The sequence below is a fragment of the Corallococcus praedator genome (assembly GCF_003612125.1).
Taxonomy (GTDB): Bacteria; Myxococcota; Myxococcia; order Myxococcales; family Myxococcaceae; genus Corallococcus; species Corallococcus praedator.
The window spans coordinates 1-21,173 of sequence record NZ_RAWI01000137.1 but is presented as its reverse complement, the minus strand read 5'-3'; the positions used below and the strand labels follow the sequence as shown (position 1 = coordinate 21,173).

Genomic DNA, 21,173 nt, shown 5'->3' with positions numbered 1-21,173 from the left:
CCGGTGGCAATGTCGGAGGGGTCACACCCGTTCCCATCCCGAACACGGAAGTTAAGCCCTCCAGAGCCGATGGTACTCCGCGGGAAACCGCGTGGGAGAGTAGGTCGCTGCCGGATTCTTTTTGAAAAGCCCCTGGTGCCGCAAGGCGCCAGGGGCTTTTGTCTTTGCGGGCTTGTTCAGCGTTTCGCCCGGGTGTGGATTCGGGCTAGAGGCTCCTGGCAGGAGACACGCGATGCCCTCCCTCCTGACGCGGCGCCCGGAGACCAAGTCGTTCAGCATTGAGGATCTGCTCGATCGCGTGCGGCGCGGTGAGGTGCGCATTCCTGACTTCCAGCGCCCCCTTCGGTGGACCGCGGACGACGTGCGCGACCTGCTGGACAGCGTCTACCGGGGCTACCCCATCGGGACGTTGTTGTTCTGGCGGCGGGAGGCCCCTGCCTCCAGCGTGAGCTTCGGGCCCGTGCGCATCGATGCTCCGTCCACCAGCCAGGGCCTGTGGGCCGTGGACGGACAGCAGCGGGTCACGGCGCTCGCGGGCGTGCTGCTCCACCCGGCCTATGGGGATGAGCTGGGGCGCGACGACTTCCACCTGTACTTCGATCTGGAGACCGAAGAGCTCTTGCCTCCGTCGAAGAACGCGACGCCCCCTTCGCACTGGCTGCCGATGAACGAGGTGTTGGACAGCGAGTCGCTGCTCAACTGGCTCAACCGCTACCCGGCTCGCGAAGCGCACCCGGAGCACATCCGCGCCGCCATCCGTTTGGGCAAGGCCATCCGCGAGTACCAGGTGCCTGCCTACGTCGTGGACACGACCGACGAGAAGGTGCTGCGCATTATTTTCAAGCGGCTGAACACCGCGGGCCGGCCCCTTACGGACGAAGAGGTCTTCAATGCGCTGTATGTGGGCTCGCGCTCGCTCAGCCTGGAGTCGGTGACGCAGGGGCTGCGGGAGCTGGGCTTTGGCGCCGTTCCAGAGTCGCTGTTGCTGCGGGCCGTACTGGCCGTGCGGGGTCTGGATTTCACCCGGAGCTATCAGCAGCAACTGCATCAGGACGACGACTTCACGGAGACCGTCCAGCGCACCGAGCGCGCGTTGCGCGATGCCATCGTGTTCCTCAAGCGCGATGCGTTCATCCCACATCTGAAGTTGCTGCCGTCGCCCGAGAACTCGCTCGTGCTGCTGACGCGGTTCTTCCAACTGCATCCGGAACCCTCTCCCCGGTCGCGGGAGCTGTTGTCCCGCTGGTTCTGGCGGCACGTCGTCTTCGGCGGCTGGGTTCTCAAGCCCGCAGAGGCCCTGGAACTCGTCGCGGCCATGCGCTCCGACGAGGAACGCTCCATCCAGGCGATGCTGGCCCAGGTGGCTTCGCCCCTGATCCCCTGGTGGCTGGAGGCGGGTCTTCCCGTCATCCCCAATCCGGAGGTGGCCCAGCCGCCTCCCGTGATGCGCATCGTCCTGGTGTCCCTCCTTCCACGGCACCTGCTGACGGGCGCGGTGCTGGACCCTGGTGAACTGCTGGATTCAGGGGCCGAAGGCTTCCTGGACATCCTCCCCATGGAGAGCGCTCCGGAGTGGGCGGTGCGAGGGGGCGGCTTCCAACGGACATTCCAGCTCCTGGCCCCTTTCAACTCCCTCTTCCATCCTTCCCTGACGGGGACGTCCGTCCTGGAACTGCTCAAACAGGGCTCGCTTCCCGACCAGGAGATTCTGGTCAGCCATGGACTGACGCCCGCAATGCTCGAATACCTGCGGCGGGGCGAAGCTGTGGATTTCCTCCGGCAGCGGCGGGCCCACTTGGAGCCCGTGGTGCGACAGTTCATCGAAGCCCGGACGCGCTGGGATGACTCGGACCGTCCTTCCCTCCAATCGATGATCATCGACGACGGAGACGACTGACATGGACCCCAGGCCGCCTACGTCCACCACTGGTGTCCTCGACGTCCTCATGGGCGACGTGTACGTCGGCACGCTCACGTTGCTCGCCGACGAGCGCATCGAGTTCAGCGTCTCCGAGGAGTACCGCCAGCGTTACCCGCGTCCCGTGCTGGGCCAGTTCTTCGAGGATGACCTGTCGCGCCGGCACATCAGCCGCATGCGGTTGCCGCCGTTCTTCTCCAACCTCCTGCCCGAAGGCCCGCTGCGCGATCTCATCTCCGAGCGTGAGCAGATTGCCCGGCAGCGCGAGTTCTTCTTCATCGCGCACCTGGGCGAGGACCTCTCCGGCGCCGTCATCGTCCGACCGGCGGGTGAGCTCCCCGTCCGCGACCATTCCCTGGTCGATACCCCCTCCGAGTCCGCGACCCCCGACGGAGAGCCGCTGCGCTTCTCGCTCGCGGGTGTGCAGCTCAAATTCTCCATGCTGCGCCGCGACCGGGGGATGACGCTGCCCATGGGCGGAAAGGGCGGCGATTGGATCGTCAAGCTTCCGGACAACCGCTACGACCGCGTGCCGGAGAACGAGCTGTCCGTGATGACGTGGGCCCGCGCCACCGGCATCGACGTGCCGGAGATGCAACTGCTCAAGGTCTCCGACCTCCATGGGCTCCCCGAGGGCATCACCCTTCGCGAGGACCTGGCGTATGCCATCCGCCGCTTCGACCGACCGTCACCCGGGCGCCGCGTGCACATGGAGGACCTGGCGCAGGTGCTGGGGCTGTACTCGGATGAGAAGTACAAGAAGTACAACTACGAGACCATCGCCAACGTGCTGCTCAAGGTCGCGGGACTGGATGCACTCCAGGAGTTCCTGCGGCGAATGGTGTTCATCATCGCGTGCGGCAATGGCGACGCGCACCACAAGAACTGGTCGCTTTTCTACCCGGACGGCACCCGTCCCACGCTGTCGCCCGCGTATGACTTCGTCTCCACCATCCAGTACATGCCGCAGGATCAGCTCGCGCTGAACCTGGCGAAGTCCAAGCGCTTCGACGACGTGTCGCTCCAGAGCTTCGAGCGACTGGCGCGCAAGCTGGGCCTGTCCGACGACGATGTCCTTCCCGTGGTGAGAGGGGCCGTCGAATCCGCGCTCGACACCTGGTCTTCGCTTCGCGCGGAGCTGCCCATGCCGGAGGTGTTCAAGCAGCGCATCGAGGAGCACTGGAAGAAGGTTCCACTCCTCCAGGGCGGGGTGAAGCGCAGCGCAGGGGAGCTGCGGCAGGCGGCCAACGCCTTCTTCACCCTCTACAGCGAGCTGCCCCGTCTGGGCCCTGGCAGCGATGCCTGCACCCGCGAGGCCCTTCGTCGGTTGCCTCCGCTTTCTTTCTCACCTCGCGTGCTCGATCTGGGCTCCGGCACCGGCCGGCAGACGCTCGTGCTTGCTGAGACGCTGGGGACCCGTGTCACCGCCGTGGATCTGCACCGGCCCTATCTGGAACAACTGGAACGCGAGGCTCGGGAGAGGGGCCTCGTGGATGCCATCGTGACCCGACAGGAGGACATGGGCGCGCTGACGCTGCCTCCTGCTTCCGTGGACCTCCTTTGGTCCGAGGGTGCCATCTACTTGATGGGGTTCGGGCCGGGCCTGCGCCGCTGGCGGCCGCTGCTCGCTTCGGGAGGACTGGTGGCCGTCACCGAGTGCTCGTGGCTCACGGACGCCCGGCCCCCGGAGGCCGCCCGCTTCTGGTCGGACGCGTATCCCTCCATGGCGTCCATCGCCGACAACCGCTCCACCGCGGAGGCCGAGGGGTTCACCGTGCTGGACACCTTCACGTTGCCCGCGTCCGCGTGGTGGGACGAGTACTACACACCGCTGCTCCAGCGCATCGAACGCTTGCGTCCTTCCGCGGACCCCGCGCTGCGCGAGGTCATCGCGGCGACGGAACAGGAGGTGGGCCTGTTCCGTCGCCACGGAGACAGCTACGGCTACGTTTTCTACCTGATGCGTCTGCGTGAACCGTGAGGCACGGGCGGTGAGACCGCCCTTCCGTCAGCGGCACTCCGGCGCCTGAGCTGGGCTGGGCTTCCTGGTCCAGGGTGATTTGCTCCTGGCGCGTGCTGGCGGCTTCGAGGCCGGTGTTCTTGCGGGATCATGCCGACCGCAGCCCGTCATCCAGTTCCGGTCCCACCAAGGTCAGCCCAGGCTGTCGTTGGTGTATCGGTCGTACTGATGGATGCCGGGGTTGTATCTGTGGATTTCAAAGGCTGATGAGTGAGAGGGATTGGGCCTTTCCGGCAACACGCGGGCTGGGGATTGTGGCGCGGGAAGGTACGAACGGGGAGGATGCTCGCCGGCCATGTCTGAACGCGCTCCCACCGATGCCTCGCTGACGCTGCTCAGCATTCCCGGCGCGACGCAGGCGGAGGCGGACACGTTCTGGCTCACCCGGGTGTACCAGGGTGACCGCATGCCGCAGTTGACGCTTCGCGCGGTGGCGCTGGGCGCGGGGCTGGGCGTGCTCACCTGCGCCACCAACCTCTACGCGGGCCTGAAGACGGGCGTCGTGTTTGGTGTGGCCATCACCGCCGCGTTGCTGGCCTCCGCGACACAGGGGGCCCTTCGCCGCGTTGTCCCTCGGGTCGCGGGGGCTCCGTTGTCATTGCTGGAGATGGGGTGCGCGCAGACGGTGGCCTCGTCGGCCGGGTATGCGACGGGGGGCGCGCTGGTGTCCGTGCAGGGCGCCTGGCTCCTGACCACGGGACATCACCTGCCCGGTTGGACGCTGCTGGCGTGGACATTCCTGCTGTCCGCTCTGGGCGTCCTCTTCGCCGTGCCGCTCAAGCGCCAGTTGGTGGATCGCGAGCAGCTCCCTTTTGCTTCTGGCACCGCCGCCGCGGCCACCGTACGCGCGCTGCATGCGGGGGGCGCTGCGTCACGGCCCCGCCTGCGCATGCTGGGGGTAGGGGGCCTTGTGTCCGGCGTGCTGACACTCGCCCGTGATGGATTCGGACGCCTTCCCTACGCCTGGGCGTTTCCGGGGACGCTCGGTGGGGTGTCGCTGGAACGGCTGGGATTCGCCCTGGAGACGGGGTTGATGCCGGTGGGCGGCGGCGCGCTCCTGGGCGTTCGCATCACCGCATCGATGCTGCTGGGGGCGCTCCTCGTCCATGGCGTCATCGCTCCTCGGCTGATGGCTTCGGGCGTGGTCCCCGTAGAGGGGGACTTCCTTGCCTGGGCGCTGTGGCCGGGCGCGGCGGCGCTCACCACCGCGTCGCTGTTGCAGTTCGCACTCCAGGGCCGCGTGTGGGGCCGCGCGCTTCGGGGGCTGTTTGCCCGGGGGCAGGGAGCGCGTCATCCGGTGGAGGCGCTCCAGGTTCCCGGGCGGTGGTTGTTCGCGGGGCTGCTCGTGCTGACTCCCGCGACGGTGGCGCTGGCCTGGGTGGGCTTTGATGTGCCGGTGCCCCATGCGCTGCTCGCGGTCGCGCTGTCGTTCGTGCTGTGTCTCATCTCCTGCCGCGTCACGGGGGAAACGGACGTCAGCCCCGTGGGCGCGCTGGGGCAGGTGACGCAGCTGACGTATGGCGTGCTGCTGCCTGGCAACGTGCAGGCGAACCTCGCCACCGCGGGCATCACCGTCAACGCGGCTTCGTCCGCGGCCGACCTGCTCACGGACCTGAAGGCGGGCCACCTGCTGGGTGCGCATCCTCGCCGCGTGTTCCTGGCGCAGTTGTTGGGCTGTGTCGTGGGCTCGCTGGTGGTGGTGCCGCTGTTCTACCTGCTGGTGCCGGATGCGTCCGTGTTGGGCTCGGAGCGCTTTCCGGCCCCGGCCGCCACGGTCACCGCGGGCGTGGCCCAGGTGCTGGCCTCCGGGCTGGACGCGGTGTCTCCAGACCTGCGGCGCGCCATGGGCTGGGCGGCGCTGGGCGCGGCCGTCCTCACCCTCTGCGAGCAGGCACTCCCGGAGCGCTTCCGGCGCTGGACTCCGTCCGTCGTGGGCGTGGGGCTGGCCTTCCTGCTGCCCGCGTCCACCTGCCTGGGATTCTTCCTGGGAGGCCTGGGGTGGGAGGTGGCTCGGCGGCTCAGGCCCGCTTCGGAGGGCCCTGGGGTGACGCTGGCGGCCGGGCTCATCGCGGGAGAGGGCCTGGTCGGGGTTGGCATCGTCCTGGCGCGGGCGCTCTGGTAGCCTTTCGGCACCCGCATGCGCTGTCCGGTCTGTTACCGCCGCCTCACTCCTGGCGCGGTGTGTCCCGTGAATGGCGTCCCCGCCGAGCCCGGCCCCCCTCCGGAGCTGCTGGCGCTTCCGGACGTCCCCGGCTTGTCCGGCGTCGCCTTGTTGGGCGCGGGAGGCTTTGCCCAGGTCTACGCCGCGGTGCGGGAGGTGGACGGCCGCGAGGTGGCCCTCAAGGTGGGCCTGGGCCCCCATCACGCCCGCTTCGCTCATGAGGCGGAGGCGCTCCGGCGCGTGGGGCCTCCCACGGTTCCGGCGGTGTTCCAGGAGGGCCGCGTCGGTGGCAGGCCCTTCCTCGTGCAGGAGTTGCTGCGGGGGCAGACGCTCGCGGCCTGGATGGCGGCGCTGCCCGGCTCCGGCGCCGCGTCCCTGGCGCGCGTGCGCGAGCTGCTCGCGGGGTTGTGTCCGGCGGTGGCTCGCGTGCATGCGGTGGGGCTCGCCCACCGGGACCTCAAGCCGGAGAACCTCTTCCTTCGCGAGGGCGGCGCGCTGAGCCTGCTGGACTTCGGGCTCGCGCGGTGGCTGCAGGACGGGGTGGAGGACTCCGAGGCGGCAGGGAACCGCGCGGGGACGACGGTCTACATGGCGCCGGAGCAGTGCCTGGACGCTCGCGAGGCGGGCGCTGCCGCTGACATCTACGCGCTGGGTGTCCTGATCTTCGAGCTGCTCACCGGCACGCCGCCCTTTCATGGCAGTCCGGACGAGGTGCGCGAAGGCCATGTGAGTCGGCGTCCTCCTCGCGTCTCCGAGCGCGCCCCCGTGCCCGTCGCGCTCGATGCCGTGGTGGCCCGGTGTCTGGCCAAGGTTCCCTCTGAACGCTTCGCGAGCGCCCCGGACGTGCTCGCTGCCTTCGATGCCGCGTGCGCGCAGGCATCGCTTCCCGACGTCATCGGGGTGCCGGAGGCGCAACCTCGGACGGGTGCGGCCCTGGCGACGTTCTCGGGGGCCCGGCCCGTTGCGGTGCTGGGGTTGCGCACGAGCGCTTCGGTGGCGGGACTGGGCGCCACGCTGGAACCGTTTGGCGGGGTGCTGGCCCGGGTCGCGAACGGCGGTTACCTGCTCGTCTTCTGCGAGTCGCTGTCCGCGGAGGCGAACCTTCGCGCGGGCGCGCTCGCGGCCCGGCGATTGGTGGAGTCCGGCGCGGCGATGGCCGTCCTCCACCTCGCCGTGTTGTACGTGCACCCTGGGACCACGTTGCCTCGCGTGGCCGGCGTTGCGCTGGAACGGCCGGAGTCCTGGTGGCCCAGGGCGGTCGCGCAGGGGGAGGTGCGGGTGACGCCGGAGGCCTCCGCGCGCATGGAGCCTGGATGGACCGAGCCCTCGGAGGGGGAGGGCTTGCGCCTTCGCCTCCACGACGACGAGGGGGCTCGTGTCGAAGGGGAGCCTCCTCCGTTCGTGGGCCGCGACGCGGTGATGGATGCACTGGCGATGGACGCGGGCCGCAGCATCGCGGATGCGGTGCCGGGGCTGGGCGTGCTCTCCGGCGAAGTGGGGCATGGCAAGTCGCGGCTGCTCAAGGCGCTTGCCTCGCGGTTGGAAGCGGAGGGCCTTGCGCGCGTGGTGCGACTGCGCGCGCCTGCTCCTGATGCCTCGGTGGCGGATTCGCTTCTCGACGCCTTGCGTGCCGTCGTGGGCCGCCCGTCCGCGGAGCCTCGTGTCGTGGCCGAGGCGCTCCTTGCACAGGCCCGTGAAGCTCCCCTGGTGCTGTTGCTGGATGACGCGCACCTGGCGGATCCGCAGAGCCTGGATGCGTTGGAGCGCGCCACGCTCGCGGGGCCTCGCGCTCCCTTGTGGGTTTGCATGGCCGGGCGCCCTTCGCTGCTGGGCGCGCGTCCCCACCTGGGCGAGCGCAGTGCCCGCGCCTCCCAGCATCCGCTGCCGCCCCTGCCTCCTGAGGCGAGCCGCGCGGTGCTCCTCCACCTGCTGCGCCCCGCGGAGCACATCCCCGAGCCGGTGCTCGCACGCCTGGAGCAACTGGCGCAGGGCGTGCCTTTGTCGCTGGTGGAATTGGCTCGGGCGCTCCGGGCCGCGGGGGCCCTGCGTTCGGCTCCGGGCGGTGGGTGGTACGTCGCTCCGGATGCGCTGCTCGATGTGTCGGTGACGCCGCTCTTCGAACGGCTGGCCCCTCGCGTCCTGGCGGGCCTTCCGGAGGTGCACCGCGTGCTGGCGCGGCTGTGCGCGGTGCTGGGCACGGAGGTGGACGTGGCCCGGGTGGACGCGGCTTTGCGCCAGTTGGCGTCGGGACCGGAGTTGTCGCGCGCCGCGACCCTGGATGCCGGGGCCGGGTTGCAGCGATTGGCTCGCGCGGGCCTGCTGCGCCCTTCCGGGCCCGGGCGCTTCGCCTTCCGTCATCCGTTGCTTCGCGAGGCGCTGGAGGCCCTGCTTCCTCCCGCGCCCCGTCGCGCCCTGCACGCCGCCGCGCTGAAGGCGAGCGTGGGCGATGACGTCGTGGAGCGCCGCCGCCGCGCCCATCACGCCGCTGCGTGCGGTGCCCACCTGGAGGCGGCCCGGAGCTACCTGGCACTGGCGGAGGAGGCTCGCGCGGGACATCTGTCGGTGGAGGCGGAGCAGCACTACACGCGCGCGCTGGCGCTGCTTCCGGAGTCCGACGACGCACGCCGCGCGCAGGCCCTGGCGGGACGCGGCCGGGTGCGCCACCGGCTCCAGCGCTTCCGCGAGAGTCTGGCGGACCTGTCGTCGGCGCGCGCGCTCGCCCATGCCCTCGATGACGCAGCGCTGGAGGTGGACCTGCTCCTGGAGGAGGCCACCGCTCGCGACTGGATGGAGGACTCGGACGGATCCGCGGTCTGCACGCGGGAGGCGCTGGAGGCCATCGAGCCGTTGGATGCGCCGCGCCTGTCCCTTCGCTGTGGACTGGCCCGGGGCCGACTGCACGTGCGTCAGGGCGAGTGGGCCGCCGCGGCCCGCGTGCTCGCCTCCACCGCCGAGGGTGCAGAGGGCGCGCGGGACCATGAGACGCTGGTGGTGTCGCTGGCGCTGCTGGGCGCCGCGCTCACGTTCCTGGACCGCGCACCGGAGGCCGCGGCCCGCTTCGATGAAGCGCTGCAGCGCTGCGAGGCCACCGGCGATGGCCTGCACAAGGCCGCCGTGCTGAGCAACCGCGTCCTGCTGTGGCTGCGGCAGGGCGACGTGGCGCGGATGGAAGAGGACCTGCGTCGCGCCATGGCGCTGGGGCGCGAGCTGGCCCATGCGCAGATGGAGCGCTGGTCCACCTTCAACCTGGCGGAGGTCCTCTACATGCAGGGCCGCCTGGACGAAGCGCTGCCCCTGGCCCAGCGCGCCCACGAGTTGGGCGTGCGCTTCTTCCGCGAACACCCCGTGCCCGTGGATGCGCTGCTCATCGCCCGCATCCACGCCGCGGCGGGAGACGAAGCGGCGGCGGCCCGGCAGCTCGCCTGGATTGAGCGGCGCTGCCCTCCGGAGTCGCTGCCTCCCACCGCCATCATGCGGCGGCTGGTGGAGCTCCAGGTCCATCAACAGGCGGCGGGCGCGTTCCTCGCGTCGGAGTGGGAGGCCCTTCTCACCGAAGCGGACGCCCTGGCCTCTCCGGACGAGAAGGCTGAAATCCTCCTGCAAGCCACCGGCATCGCCCGACGCACGGGCGCGGTGCTGGAGGCCCGGACGTGGCTCGAGCGGGCGGGAAGCGCGGTGGCCGAGGCGCCCCTGTGGTCTACGCGTTTCCACGCATTGAAGGCCGCGCTCGCCGGTGAATCGCTGTAGCGCGAAACGCTACACCTGCCCGTCGCCGTAACGTTTCGCGCTACAGGAAGACAAGAAGGGCACGTGTGAGGTTTCCTTCGGGGGTGGGGGCTGTGCTTGGTCCGGCCCGCCCCGTCCCCCGAATCCTGTCTAGGAGCGTTCGCGCGATGGCCTCCTCATTCTCCCGAGTCCCCTGGTGTTTCCTCCTGCTGGCCCTGGCCGGTTGCGAGCCCGCGCTTCCGGAGGGCGCCGAAGCTGGAGGCTCCGACGTCGCATTGGGTACGAGCGAGGCGGAGATCCGCATCGCCAACTCACTCACCACGCAGGAGCTGGTGGTCAATGCCATCGCGGCCAACCACGCCGCGAATGAAGCGCTGGCGTCGAACTCGCTGGAGTCGCTCTTCGACCCCGGCGAAATCATTCCCAGCGCGGAGAGCGCGCTCATCGCCAACCAGCTTCGTGATCCGTATGCCCAGCGGTTCATGGCGTATCTGGTGAGCTGTGCGCTGGAGGAAGGCGAGACCCTGGCGTGGATGAACCCGTTGCAGCCCGCGGGCTCGCAGCTCAGCCAATGGAAGGGCGGCGCGGGCCTGTGCCCCCAGTGGCGCACCAGCGCTCCGGCGGAGGACTCCGCGTGCCTGAAGCGCGTGACGGCCTGCCTGCTGGCGCGCAACAACGCGTTGGGCTACCGCGTGGGCCTGTCGATGCGTGGGGAGATCCACGAGCCCGAGCTGGCCATCGCGGAGCCCTTCGCGCTGGACTCCTGGGCCGCGCCCCTGAATTACGCGCAGGGCTCAACGACGTCGCGGAACAGCTCCGCGCCCTGTTCCGGCGCGGCGGTGGGGGCGGGGCGCGACTGCGGTTGGACGATGCACTCGGTGGGGTGGTGCCCCGCGGGCCAGACGGTGTCGGTGGGCGCGGGTGGCCCGACGGGTGGACCCTCGGCGTGTGGCGTGGGGGCGCCGCTGGGCTCCAGCTCGGATGCTCGGATGGTGATGCGCGTGTGCAGCGGCATCTCCGGGTGTGACAGCACGTCCGCGGAGCTGATGGCGGCGAGCGAGGGTTGCCTGCCGGGTTCCACGTCGCCCTGGCCCACGGCCATGACGAACCCCTCGGTGAACATCACGTGCCCCGCGCAGGGCGGATACTTCACGGTGATGGTCGCGCCCTGGAACAACGCGACGACCGGGCGGGTGACCGTGGCGGTGACGGGCACGGCGCAGCTTCCGCTCTCCGAGCGGGGCGTGTACCGGATCCGCGAAGGGGCCTTCTACGGCAACATGTTCGGGCCCGGCGCGCTGCGCGATGACATCAACGTGCAGGTGCTGAACGTGACCCGTGACCGGTACGTCATCAAGCGGCCCGAACCGGGCCAGTCGAAGCCCATCTTCAACGACCTCTACTCCTGCTACGACCCGGGCTGGGTGCACGGTCTGGCCTACGCGACCTATCGCGTGTGCGCGCTGCCCGGCACGCACGAGGACTGCGCGGCCACGGTGACGGGACCCTGCTGGGCGGCCGAGGGCCCGAAGCAGTGCGCGGCGCAGGACGGCCCGCTGTTCGTGGGGGATGGTGACTTCGTGGCGTGCCGCGATCCTGCCGATGAGACCTGGGAGGAGCCCGTCACCGTGTTCCTGAATGGTCCGTGCGACCTGGTGGATGCACAGCACACGGACCTGTGCGCGCGCTGGTCGGAAGCGCAGACGCCCCGGAGGGAGACCTCGGGCCGCGTGTCCGTGCCCGTGCCGACGCCCGTGCCGCTGCCGACGAAGGAGCCGCTGCCGACGAAGGAGCCGCTGCCGACGAAGGAGCCGGGGAAGCGCTGAGCCATGGCGGGCAACGGCGAGGAGGCGCTCTACGGCGAGGAACTTCGGCCCGGCGCGCTCGTGGGCGACTGGGTGGTGGAGCGCGTCCAGGTCGTGGGCCCCGTGTCCGCGCTGTACCGTGCGCGGCACGCGCAGACCGGCGTGCCCGCGGCGCTGAAGGTGCTGCACCCGCAGGTGGCCACGGCGGCGGTGGCGCTGAGGCGCTTCCGGCGCGAGGCGGCCACGCTGCAGCGGCTGCGGCATCCGCACATCGTCACGGTGCTGGGGTACGGCGAGCTGTCGGATGGCCGGCCCTTCATCGCGATGGAGTGGCTGGAGGGACAGGACCTGGCGGCGGAGCTGGCCACGCGCGGTCCGCTGTCTCCGCGCGAGGTGCTGGCGGTGATGGAGCAGGTGGGCGCCGCGCTGCGGGTGGCGCACGCGGCGGGCGTGGTGCACCGCGACCTGAAGGCGCAGAACGTGGTGCGGCTCGCGCAGGGGCGCGGCGGGCCGGCGGTGAAGCTGGTGGACTTCGGCGTAGCGAAGGGGCTGGTGCCGGGCGCTCCGGGCAGCTCGTCGCTCACGCACACCGGCGTGGTGCTGGGCACGCCGCTGTCGATGGCGCCGGAGCAGATCCGCGGGCAGGTGCCCGATGCGCGCACGGACCTGTACGCGGTGGGCGTGCTCTTGTTCCAACTGCTCACGGGCATGCCGCCCTTCCGGGGCACCACGCGCCACGAGGTGGAGCAGCAGCACCTGCACGCCCCCGCGCCACGACCGGGGGAACACGCGCCTGTCTCCGCGGCGCTGGATGCGGTGGTGCTCAAGTGTCTGCGCAAGGAGCGCGAGGAGCGCTACCCGAACGTGGATGCGCTCCTGGAGGACCTGCGCGGCGCGGTGCTCGGGGGGGCCGCGCCGGTGGAGGCGCCGCGCGCGCTGGGCCTGTACGTGGAGGGGCGGACTCCCGGCGAACCGGACGCCCTGACGATGGAGGCGCTGGACGCGGGGCTGGAGCGCGCGAACGCCCTGGCGCTGGAGGCGGGGCTGGAGGTCCGGGTGGTGGGCGGCGCATGCCTGCTGGCGCTGGCGAGCCTGCCGGATGATGTGCTTCGCGAGCGGGAGCTGCGGGCGCGGGTGCTGGACGTGGGGCTCGCGCTGACGCGGGGGGAGGCGCCTTCGGGCCTCTCCGTCACCGTGCACGTGGACCGGCTGGTGGGCCGCGATGAGGCCCACGGATGGGAGGATGCCGCGGCCTCCGCGTGGGATGACGCTGGTGGGGAAGGGGGCCTGCTCCACCTGCCCTCGTGGATCCAGGACGGGGCGGACGGCGCGCTCGTCGTCACCGGCGCGGCGCTGCGCGGACTGGAGGCGGACTTCGTCTCCAGCCCGGTGGCCAGCGCTCCGGATCGCTGGCGGCTCACGGCGCGGCGCTGAGCTTCAACGCCTCACGGCTTGATGCCGTGCCTGCGCAGCAGCCGGTAGAAGTGCACGCGGTCCATGCCGGCGGTGATGGCGGCCTGGGCCACCTTGCCCTGGTGCTTCTCCAGGAGCGCCCGCAGGTAGCGGCGCTCGAAGTCGTCCACCACGCGGCGGCGCTGCTCCGCGTACGGACGTGACAGGTCCACCTCCAGCGGGCTGCCCTCCGGGCGCGAGTCCTCCTCCGCCAGCGGCAGCGCGTCCTCGAACACCAGACAGCGCTCCAGGTGGTTGCGCAATTCGCGCACGTTGCCCGGCCACGCCGCGTGCCGCAGGCGCGAGAGGAACTCCGGCGTGCGCAGTGCTCCCGTGCGCTCCGGATCCGCGCCCAGCGACTTGAGGATGCCCGACACCAGCATGGACAGGTCCTCCGGCCGCTGGCGCAGCGAAGGCATTCCGATGCGCAGCACCGCGAGCCGGAAGAACAGGTCGGAGCGGAAGCGCCCCGCGTTCACCTCCGCGCGCAGGTCGCGGTGGGTGGCCGCCATCAGTCGCACGTCCACCGGCAGGTACGTGTTGCTGCCCACCCGGCGGATCTCCCGGTTCTCCAGCACGCGCAAGAGCTTGGGCTGCAGCTCCGGGGGCAGTTCGCCAATCTCGTCCAGGAAGACGGTGCCGCCGTCGGCCTCCTCGAAGACGCCCGCGCGCCGGTTCACCGCGCCGGTGAAGGAGCCTTTCTCGTGGCCGAACAGCTCGCTCTCCAGGATGTGGGCGGGGATGGCGCCGCAGTCCACCACCAGGAAGGCTGCGTCCTTGCGCCGGCTGGCCTGGTGGATGGCGAGCGCCGCCTGGCTCTTGCCGGTGCCCGTCTCGCCCTCCAGCAGCACGGTGACGTCGCGCGCGGCGGCGCGCTCCATCATCGCGAAGCAGCCGCGCATGGCCACCGACGTGCCCACGAGCGACCCGAAGTGCGTCATGTCCGACAGCGGGAGCTTGTTGCTCTCCGCGCTGAAGTCGAAGCGCAGCACCACGCGGCCCAGGCGGAGCAGGCTGCCACTGCGCAGGATGCCCTCCACCACCTGCACGCCGTCCACGATGACGCCGTTGAGGCTGTCCAGGTCCTTCACCTGCGGGCCCTTGGGGCCGATCTTCACCTCGCAGTGGAAGCGCGACACGGTGGAGTCCTCCACCGTGCAGTCGTTGAGCGGATGCGAGCCCACCGAGCAGGTGTCCGACGTGGACTCCCACACCGTGCCCGCACCCGGACCCTCCACCACGGACAGGCGGAAGCGACGCACCACGGGCAGGTCCCCCGGACGGCGGGCCTGCTCGTAGGGCAGCGTCACATGCAGCGCGGCCTCCGCCTCCCCTTCCTCCGGGAGGGTGCCCTTGTCCTTGTGCTCTCCCGGGGCCCCGTCGACGCGGGTTCGATCCGACACAGACATGCAAATCAAGCTACCACGTCCGGGCCACCCCGGGCGGAGCACCACGGGGGCGGTGAACACATGGGCGACCGCGAGCCGGGCCGTCAGCTGAGCGTGACGTCCAGGAACATCATCAGGACGAAGCCCACCATCAGCCCGGCCGTGGCCTCCTTCGCGTACTCCTGGCGGTGGCTCTCCGGGATCATCTCGTCGCTGACGACGTACAGCATGGAGCCGCCCGCGAACGCGAGCGCCCACGGCAGGATGCCGGACGCGAACGAGGTGGCGAAGAAGCCCACCAGCGCGGCGGCCCCCTCGACCAGCCCCGTGTACAGCGCCACCAGCACCGCCTGCCCCCGGCTGTACGCCACGCCCATCAGCGCCAGCGCGACGACGAAGCCCTCCGGGATGTCCTGCAACCCGATGCCCACGAGGATGGGCGCGGCGATCTCCATGGAGCGGCTGCCCACGCCGGTGCCCACCGCGAGCCCCTCCGGGAAGTTGTGCAGCGCGATGGCCAGCACGAACAGCCAGATGCGCTTCAGGTTCGCGGCCTGGGCGTTGCCCTCCTGCCCCTTGATGAAGTGCTCGTGGGGGATGTAGCGGTTGCACAGGTGCAGGAACAGGCCGCCCACCAGCATGCTCCCCCCCACCACCAGTGCGGCGGTGAAGCGCGACGCGTAGCGTTGTTCGCCCAGGTCGATGGCGGGCACCACCAGCGAGAAGGCCGTGGCCGCGAGCATCACGCCCGCGCTGAAGCCCATCAGCACATCCTTGGAGCGCCGGGAGATGTCGCGCGCCGCGAGGGCGGGCAGCGCGCCCAGGCTGGTGGACAGGATGGTGACCGCGCTGCCGGCGAGCGCCAGGGCGAGGGTGGACGTGCCGAAACCGCTGTCGGACATGGCCCTCCAACCTGTCCCACTCCGCCGCGCACGGCCACCTTTTCCACCGCGCCCCGGGCGAGGTTACCCGTCACGGAGCAGGGCGACCGGCACCGCCCGGGGCGGACGCGATGGCTGCCAGGTGGTTCACCAGGGGGCCGGGCACGTATCAGGGCCGGAGCCGCTGCTTCTCGCGCAGGAGCAGGTGCCACTCCTGGAGGTTCAGCTTGAGGGCGCCCAGCCACGCATCGATTTCGGGATCCATGCGCGGATCCACGCCGCGCAGGGACTCCAGCAGGGGCCGTGCGCTGGACTGGCCCAGGCGTGCCAAACCCTCCAGCGCGGACTTGCGCACCGCGAGGTCGCTGTCGCTCCGGTAGAGCGCGGTGAGCGAGCGGCGTGCACCCGGGGACTCGGTGCCGGGCACTCCGCCCAGGGCCTTCGCCGCCGCCGCGCGCATGCCGGGGTCTTCCGAGCGCAGTTGGGAGGTGAGCTGGCGCACCGCCTCCGGACTCGCGGCCTCCATGGAGACCTCGCCCAGCAGGCGAGTGGCCACCGAGGGGTCACCGGAGGCCGCGGCGGCCTTCACCGCCGTCTCGGCCAGCTCCGCGTTGTGGCCGAAGTAGATGCCTGCGCTCTCCGTCACCAGGTTCTCCACCACCGCCTGTCGCACCTCCGGCGCGCTGTCGCGCACGAGCTGTTCGTAGGTGACGACGTCGCCGTTCTTCGCCATGAACTCCACCGACGGCGCGCCCTTGAGCGCACGCACCGCCGCCGCGCGCAGGCCCGGATCCACGTCCTGCTTCGCACGGGAGAGCAGCGGCTGGAGCAGCTCTGGCTTCTGCGCGTTGCTCGCCTTGGTGGCCAGCGCCGCCCCCACGGCCTCCAGCACGGCGGGGTCGCGCTCCTGGCTCACCGCTCGGCCCAACGCCTCCGGTGGCATGGCGATGGCGGCTTCCTTCAGGCGCAGGCGCGCATAGCGCTGGTAGGCGGGGGAGCCTGTCTTCATCGCCACGCGCACCTCGTCCAGCATGCCCTCCACGGTGCAGGCCGCCGGGGCGGGGATGCTGATGGGCGCGCCTTGCGCGAGGGCGAGTCCCGGCAGCAGCGAAAGCCAGAGCACGCACGTCTTCTTCATTCGCGGGCCCATCAGTGCGGCGCTCCTTCCTCGACGACGCAATCGTGGTGTTCCTTCTTGCCCAGCCAGATGCGCGCGAAGTCCGTCGTGCCGGTGGCGTACAGGGCCTTGAAGTCCAGATAGTCCTGCCGCAGGCGCGGATCCTTCCGGGCGAACTCCTCCACCAGGGGCAGGGCGTCCGCGCCGGCCGCGCGCACCGCGAAGCGCAGGATGGCCCAGCGCACGCACAAATCATGTTCCCCGTCGAAGGCGGCGCGGAACGCGGCCAGGGCCTTCTGCGGATCCTCGGTGACGGCGAGCCGGAAGGCGGCCATCTCGCGCACGTCGCGCTCCTTGTCGGTGCGCATCACCTTGGCCAGCGTGTCGATGGAGCCTGAATCGATCAGCGGGTCGGAGTACGACGGCATCTCCAGCGCGAGCAGCCGCACGGCGGTATCCTCGGACGTGGTGCCGATGTCCAGCAGGTCCTTCCAGTACGGCGCATACGTGCCGGTGCGCTGGTAGTCCTCCTTCATCACCCGGCCCAGGGTGCGCGTGGCCATCCACGCGGCGGCGTCCGCGGAGTCGTCCAGCGCGATGGACTTGAGTCGGTTGCGCATGTCGGGCGTGAAGCGGTGCTGCGTCTCCAGGGCATCCAGCGCGGAGGCGCGGTCCGGGGCCGCGAGGCTCTTGTCCTCGGCCACCGACAGCAGCTTCTCGCTGACGCGCGGGTGGCGCACGGCGGGGGCCGCCTTGAGGGCCTCCAGGTAGATGGCCGGCTCCGGCGGCGCGGCCTTCATCGCCCACGTCACCAGTTGCAGCGCGCGGTCCGGATCCTCGCCCACCAGCTCCGTCAGGCGCTCCTGGAGATAGGCCACCAGCGCGGTGTCACGGGCCTGGATGGCGGCGGATACGGCCGCGTGCAGCGACTCCAGCGTCGCGGACCGGTCCAGCGCCGCCAACCCGTCCCAGCACCCGGGCATGGGAATCTGTTCACGCGGGGCTTTGCTTGTCGCGGAGGCGGCGGCCACGGGAGCGCTGCTCGCGGGCGCGGCCGTCGGAACGGAAGGGCCCGTGAGTCCTGGCGTTGGAGGGTCCGCGTCATCGGAGCGGGCCGCGCCCCGCCACCACACGACGCCCACGGCGAGGAGGAGCACGAGGCCGGCGAGCGCGACCTTGAAGGAGGGACGAGAGGTCATGTCGGAAGGAGGCTCACGCGCAAGAAGGGGCGCACCCCCGCGCGCACCGCGCATCACGGGGGAACGATGGGGACGGGCCTCCGGGCAGGGGACGCGGGCCGGAGCGCCGGCCCCTCCCGGAAGGTTCGCGCACGGCGGGGACTACAGCGTGGGAACGCCCAGCCGGTTGTTGCAGTAAGCGTTGGTGCCGCACGTCGTGCCGACGCTGGTGTACCAGGCCGACTTGCGCGTGCCGTACTGACGATTGTCCGCGTGCACGTGCGGACCGGTGGCGCTGCCCGTGCCGCCCACGAGCCCCAGCGCGCAGCGGTCACACGTCTTCGTGCCGGAGCTGACGTTCGCGTAGAAGTGCAGCTGTCGGAAGTCCCAGCCGCTGGCGCCAGACACCACGTAGTAGTTGCCCGCGCCGCCGTTGCAGGTGGAGCCGTAGCAGGCCGCCGCGCAGCCGCCGTAGTAATAGTAGTGGTAGTTGCCCACCAGCATGCCCCGGTGGTTCCACTCGCCGCAGGACCCGTTGCCGATGTCCAGCGCCGTGTGACTGCTGCCGGTGCAGTTGTAGTACGTGGTCGAGTTCACGTACGCCGCCGTGTCGCAGATGGGGCCGTTCGCGGTGGCCGCCGTTGCCGGACCGGCCCCCACCGCGGCGGCCAGCGTCGCCACGGTGGACATCAACGTCTTCAGCTTCATGGGTGCCTCCTCCCGTCGTCACACTGCCTCGCCGGAGGCCCGGCCCAACGGTGGACCAGCCCCCGTGCCCGACCCACCTATCCCCTTGAATGGGGTGGGGGACGGGAAGCTGTAATACATGAAATAGTTGTTTTTGTCCCAGGAATTGAAAGTTGAGAAACGCAACGATTCCAAGGGGTTCCGTGCCGCGCCGTGTCGTTTTCGTCCGGAGCACGCAACCCGGGCGAAACGTTCACGAGAATCTGGAATGTCGGCGTTCGCCCGACGCCTGGCGCCCCGTCGCCGGGAACTGCATCGGGTGTCCTCGCGTCACCTGGGAGAAGCGTCATGGCCCCGATTGGAAAGACCGGTTCGCGTCCCTCGCCCGTGGTGAAGCCGGAGACGACGGCGACGCCCGCGGTGCGTCCCAACGCGGTGAAGGCCGCCGTCTCCCAGCGGATGAAGGACGGCTTCGACGCCGGGCCTCGCACGCTGGCGTCGCGGCCCCAGGGCACGAAGGAGATCGGGACGGCGCTGCCTCCGCTTCCGGGCAGTGAGGGCAAGAAGGCCGGCGGCCTCTTTGGCGGCCTGGGGTCGGCCATCAGCGACGCCGTGAAGAACGTGGCCAAGGCGGTCGCGGCCGCCACGACGCCGCAGGTGAGCACCAACGCCGCCGGCAACACGGTGGTGGACCTGGGCGTGGGCAACAACACCGCGAAGGTCTCCCAGTCGGCGGACGGCGGGCTGACCATCACGTCCGGCAAGGACACGGTGACGCTCACGGCCGAGCAGGCGAAGGGCGCCATCATCAACGGTGGCGCCGGCGACGACTCCATCACGCTGGACGCGAGCGTCACGCAGGACGTCACGCTGGACGGCGGCGTGGGCAACGACAAACTGGTGGGCGGCAAGGGCAACGACACGCTGGTGGGCGGCGCGGGCAACGACACCGTCATCGGCGGCGAAGGCAAGGACACGCTGAGCGGCCTGGACGGCGACGACTACCTGGAGGGCGGCGCGGGCGATGACAGCATCGACGGCGGCGCGGGCCGGGACGTGCTCTACGGCCTGGACGGCAATGACGCGATGTCGGGCGGCGGGGAGCGCGACTACATCGACGCGGGCGCGGGCGACGACAAGGTCGACGGCGGCGAGGGCGACGACCAGGTGATTGGCGGGCGCGGCGACGACGCGCTGAGCGGCGGCGCGGGCAACGACGCGGTCGCGGGCGGCGCGGGCGCGGACACCGTCGAGGGCGGCGAGGGCACCGACAAGCTGTACGTGGAAGAGAACGAGACGACCGCCGACGCGGCGAAGGGTGAGCGGGAGATCGTGGACATGACGGACGCGGACAAGCGCGGTTCGTCCGTCTCCGTCACGGGCAGCGCGGAGTTCCAGGCGCGCACCCAGTCGGACCTGGACGCGATGCGCTCGCTGCCGTCGGGCCAGGAGCTGCTGCGCACGCTGGACGCCAGCGGCAAGAAGACGACCATCCGCGAGACGGCCAGCGGCAACAGCGCGGGCGGCACGAACTTCAACGATGGCTTCATGAACAAGGACGGCACGGCGGGCAAGGGCACGGACGCGCAGGTGAACTACAACACCACGCGCATCTCCCTGGGCACCGAGGAGTGGATGAACCGTCCCCCCGTCGTCGGCCTGTTCCACGAGCTGGTGCACGCCTCGGACATGGTCAACGGCACGCTGGCGCTGGGCGAGAAGAACGGCACGCGCAACCTGGAGACCTCCGCGGTGGGCCTGCCCATCGACCTGGACCAGAACGCGGCCACGCCGGACGTCGTCCAGGGCGGCCGTCCCGGGGAGAACGTCCTGCGCGACGACCTGAACCTGCCCACCCGTCCGCGCTACTAGCCGCATGCGAACCCTCCTCCGGACTGGCGCCTGGGTGGTGCTGGCTGTCATCGTCGGTTGCGCGCGGGCGCCGGAGCGGCCCGCGAATCCCGGAGGACAACGCGTGGCCCAGGCGGACGTGGAGCTGAAGGTGGAGTCGGTGGCGCGCGAGGCGGACACGCTCGCGGTCACCTACGCGGTGCACAACCGGACGTCCCGGGCCGTGCTGCTCGTGGACGGGCTGTGGGACGTGGGCTTCAGCGGGCATCTGACGCTGGCGCCGGAGCGGGCCTACGTGGACCTGTCCGGTGGCCGGGTGGTGCTGTCGCGGATGCTGCTGCCGGTGCCGGAAGACCTGATGGTGGAAGCGCCGGAGGTGCCCGCGGTCAGCCGCGTGGAAGCCGGCGCCACGGCGAGCCGCCGCGCGGTGGTGCCCCTGCCCCTGCGCACCGCCCTGCCGTACCCCACGGGCCCCGAACAGACGCGCGAGCTGTCGGACGTGCGCGAGGTCTCCTTGCGCGTGGGCTACCTGCCGGACGCGGACGCCATGACGCTGCACGCGGGCAAGGACGCGCAGGGCACGGCCGTCCAGACGCCGGAGTACGGGCCCGTGGTGAAGGCGCAGCGGGTGCTGGACAGTGGCCCGCTGCCGGTGTCGGACGCGAAGTAGGAGCACGCGTCCTGGCTTCGCCAGAAGACCTGCCAGAAGACGGGCGCAGCGAAGGAGCGGGCCCTGTCCTCGTCACCGAGGACGACCAGGGGCGCCGCTCACTGCGTTTCGGGGACGGGGGCGCGCGCCAGAGCGTGGTGTGGCCCGGGGACCCGCTGCGGCTGGAGCTGCCCTACACGCGCATGGCGATGGTGGCGCTGGCGTTCGTGCCCCGGCCGGAGAACATCCTGGCGGTGGGGCTGGGCGGGGGCGCCATCCCCATGTTCCTGCGCTCGGTGCTGCCCGACACGCACATCGACGTGGTGGAGGTGGACGGGGC

The 21,173-nt window shown here is 70.9% G+C and carries 13 protein-coding genes, 1 rRNA gene and 1 pseudogene; 10 read left to right on the top strand and 5 right to left on the bottom strand.

Features of this window, described 5'->3' with window-relative positions; genetic code table 11:
- The 7 genes from rrf to D7Y13_RS19005 all read left to right on the top strand — a co-directional run bounded on the left by rrf (position 1) and on the right by D7Y13_RS19005 (position 13,064).
- A 5S ribosomal RNA gene (gene rrf, locus D7Y13_RS19035) occupies positions 1-116 on the top strand.
- A gap of 116 nt (positions 117-232) precedes the next feature.
- Positions 233-1,897: a DUF262 domain-containing protein gene (locus D7Y13_RS19030; RefSeq protein ID WP_120584591.1), complete on the top strand. Its 1,665-nt coding sequence runs from the start codon at positions 233-235 to the stop codon at positions 1,895-1,897.
- A gap of 1 nt (position 1,898) precedes the next feature.
- Entirely contained in the window at positions 1,899-3,899 is a 2,001-nt protein-coding gene (locus D7Y13_RS48065; RefSeq protein WP_233595722.1) for a HipA domain-containing protein, read from the top strand.
- Positions 3,900-4,233: 334 nt separating this feature from the next.
- Positions 4,234-6,060, top strand: coding sequence for an OPT family oligopeptide transporter (locus D7Y13_RS19020; protein ID WP_120584590.1), 1,827 nt, complete (start codon positions 4,234-4,236; stop codon positions 6,058-6,060).
- A gap of 15 nt (positions 6,061-6,075) precedes the next feature.
- Positions 6,076-9,846 (top strand): serine/threonine-protein kinase, encoded by a 3,771-nt coding sequence (locus tag D7Y13_RS19015; protein WP_120584589.1) that lies wholly within the window; start codon positions 6,076-6,078, stop codon positions 9,844-9,846.
- A gap of 146 nt (positions 9,847-9,992) precedes the next feature.
- A complete protein-coding gene (locus tag D7Y13_RS19010) occupies positions 9,993-11,651 on the top strand; it encodes a hypothetical protein (protein ID WP_147444381.1) in 1,659 nt (552 codons plus the stop codon).
- Between the two features lie 3 nt (positions 11,652-11,654).
- Positions 11,655-13,064, top strand: coding sequence for a serine/threonine-protein kinase (locus tag D7Y13_RS19005; RefSeq protein ID WP_120584587.1), 1,410 nt, complete (start codon positions 11,655-11,657; stop codon positions 13,062-13,064).
- A gap of 11 nt (positions 13,065-13,075) precedes the next feature.
- Here the strand turns inward: D7Y13_RS19005 and D7Y13_RS19000 are convergent, their stop codons facing one another.
- The 5 genes from D7Y13_RS19000 to D7Y13_RS18980 form a co-directional block, all read right to left on the bottom strand.
- The gene (locus D7Y13_RS19000; protein ID WP_233595721.1) at positions 13,076-14,491 is read right to left on the bottom strand and encodes a sigma 54-interacting transcriptional regulator; all 1,416 of its coding nucleotides are present in this window, start codon (positions 14,489-14,491) and stop codon (positions 13,076-13,078) included.
- A gap of 83 nt (positions 14,492-14,574) precedes the next feature.
- The gene (locus tag D7Y13_RS18995; protein ID WP_120535279.1) at positions 14,575-15,372 is read right to left on the bottom strand and encodes a ZIP family metal transporter; all 798 of its coding nucleotides are present in this window, start codon (positions 15,370-15,372) and stop codon (positions 14,575-14,577) included.
- A 148-nt stretch (positions 15,373-15,520) separates the two neighbouring features.
- Positions 15,521-16,501, bottom strand: coding sequence for a HEAT repeat domain-containing protein (locus D7Y13_RS18990; protein ID WP_120584586.1), 981 nt, complete (start codon positions 16,499-16,501; stop codon positions 15,521-15,523).
- Complete coding sequence (locus D7Y13_RS18985) at positions 16,501-17,667, bottom strand: HEAT repeat domain-containing protein (protein ID WP_120584585.1); 1,167 nt, start codon at positions 17,665-17,667, stop codon at positions 16,501-16,503. Before D7Y13_RS18985 ends, D7Y13_RS18990 begins: the two co-directional genes overlap by 1 nt.
- A 141-nt stretch (positions 17,668-17,808) precedes the next feature.
- On the bottom strand, positions 17,809-18,354 hold the full coding sequence (locus tag D7Y13_RS18980; protein ID WP_120535276.1) for a M23 family metallopeptidase: 546 nt from the start codon (positions 18,352-18,354) through the stop codon (positions 17,809-17,811).
- Positions 18,355-18,681: 327 nt separating this feature from the next.
- Between D7Y13_RS18980 and D7Y13_RS18975 the strand changes: the two genes are divergently transcribed.
- The 3 genes and pseudogenes from D7Y13_RS18975 to D7Y13_RS49535 form a co-directional block, all read left to right on the top strand.
- A complete protein-coding gene (locus D7Y13_RS18975) occupies positions 18,682-20,205 on the top strand; it encodes a M91 family zinc metallopeptidase (protein ID WP_120535275.1) in 1,524 nt (507 codons plus the stop codon).
- Between the two features lie 4 nt (positions 20,206-20,209).
- A complete protein-coding gene (locus D7Y13_RS18970; RefSeq protein ID WP_120535274.1) occupies positions 20,210-20,854 on the top strand; it encodes a hypothetical protein in 645 nt (214 codons plus the stop codon).
- Between the two features lie 134 nt (positions 20,855-20,988).
- Positions 20,989-21,173: pseudogene (locus D7Y13_RS49535) on the top strand (hypothetical protein); the annotation flags it as partial.

What these genes read in the sequence shown, in the direction of transcription:
- D7Y13_RS19030 (WP_120584591.1), top strand. Translation starts at nt 233, where the DNA reads ATGCCCTCCCTCCTGACGCGGCGCCCGGAGACCAAGTCGTTCAGCATT.
- D7Y13_RS48065 (WP_233595722.1), top strand. Translation starts at nt 1,899, where the DNA reads ATGGACCCCAGGCCGCCTACGTCCACCACTGGTGTCCTCGACGTCCTC.
- D7Y13_RS19020 (WP_120584590.1), top strand. Translation starts at nt 4,234, where the DNA reads ATGTCTGAACGCGCTCCCACCGATGCCTCGCTGACGCTGCTCAGCATT.
- D7Y13_RS19015 (WP_120584589.1), top strand. Translation starts at nt 6,076, where the DNA reads ATGCGCTGTCCGGTCTGTTACCGCCGCCTCACTCCTGGCGCGGTGTGT.
- D7Y13_RS19010 (WP_147444381.1), top strand. Translation starts at nt 9,993, where the DNA reads ATGGCCTCCTCATTCTCCCGAGTCCCCTGGTGTTTCCTCCTGCTGGCC.
- D7Y13_RS19005 (WP_120584587.1), top strand. Translation starts at nt 11,655, where the DNA reads ATGGCGGGCAACGGCGAGGAGGCGCTCTACGGCGAGGAACTTCGGCCC.
- D7Y13_RS19000 (WP_233595721.1), bottom strand. Translation starts at nt 14,491, where the DNA reads ATGTCTGTGTCGGATCGAACCCGCGTCGACGGGGCCCCGGGAGAGCAC.
- D7Y13_RS18995 (WP_120535279.1), bottom strand. Translation starts at nt 15,372, where the DNA reads ATGTCCGACAGCGGTTTCGGCACGTCCACCCTCGCCCTGGCGCTCGCC.
- D7Y13_RS18990 (WP_120584586.1), bottom strand. Translation starts at nt 16,501, where the DNA reads ATGGGCCCGCGAATGAAGAAGACGTGCGTGCTCTGGCTTTCGCTGCTG.
- D7Y13_RS18985 (WP_120584585.1), bottom strand. Translation starts at nt 17,667, where the DNA reads ATGACCTCTCGTCCCTCCTTCAAGGTCGCGCTCGCCGGCCTCGTGCTC.
- D7Y13_RS18980 (WP_120535276.1), bottom strand. Translation starts at nt 18,354, where the DNA reads ATGAAGCTGAAGACGTTGATGTCCACCGTGGCGACGCTGGCCGCCGCG.
- D7Y13_RS18975 (WP_120535275.1), top strand. Translation starts at nt 18,682, where the DNA reads ATGGCCCCGATTGGAAAGACCGGTTCGCGTCCCTCGCCCGTGGTGAAG.
- D7Y13_RS18970 (WP_120535274.1), top strand. Translation starts at nt 20,210, where the DNA reads ATGCGAACCCTCCTCCGGACTGGCGCCTGGGTGGTGCTGGCTGTCATC.